Origin of the sequence: Anaerostipes butyraticus (assembly GCF_016586355.1) — a bacterium.
Lineage (GTDB): Bacteria > Bacillota > Clostridia > Lachnospirales > Lachnospiraceae > Anaerostipes > Anaerostipes butyraticus.
This window is the reverse complement of the sequence record NZ_BLYI01000064.1, coordinates 1-330: the sequence shown is the minus strand read 5'-3', so window position 1 is coordinate 330 and position 330 is coordinate 1. Positions and strand designations below refer to the sequence as shown.

At 54.2% G+C, this 330-nt stretch carries 2 tRNA genes; both read right to left on the bottom strand.

Going from position 1 to position 330, the window contains the following annotated elements:
- Positions 1-76 precede the first annotated feature (76 nt).
- Positions 77-149 (bottom strand) — tRNA-Thr (locus tag JMF81_RS14295).
- Positions 150-183: 34 nt separating this feature from the next.
- Positions 184-255, bottom strand: a tRNA-Glu gene (locus JMF81_RS14290).
- Positions 256-330 lie beyond the last annotated feature (75 nt).

Sequence of the window (330 nt, the reverse complement as noted above, 5' to 3'; positions counted from 1 at the left end):
CCCTCGGGGACTCGAACCCCGGACCGATCGGTTATGAGCCGATTGCTCTAACCAACTGAGCTAAAGGTCCCCGTTAAGCCGTTGACCGGACTTGAACCGGTAACCTGCTGATTACAAATCAGCTGCTCTGCCAATTGAGCCACAACGGCATATTTGAGATAACACTCTATTAACAATCTGTTATGACTCCAACGGGATTTGAACCCGTGTTACCGCCGTGAAAGGGCGGTGTCTTAACCACTTGACCATGGAGCCTCATCTTCATGGCCGCTTCACGGCCTCTCCTGAAGCGCTCTCACGCTTCCCAACTCCCCGAGCCGGGCTCGAACC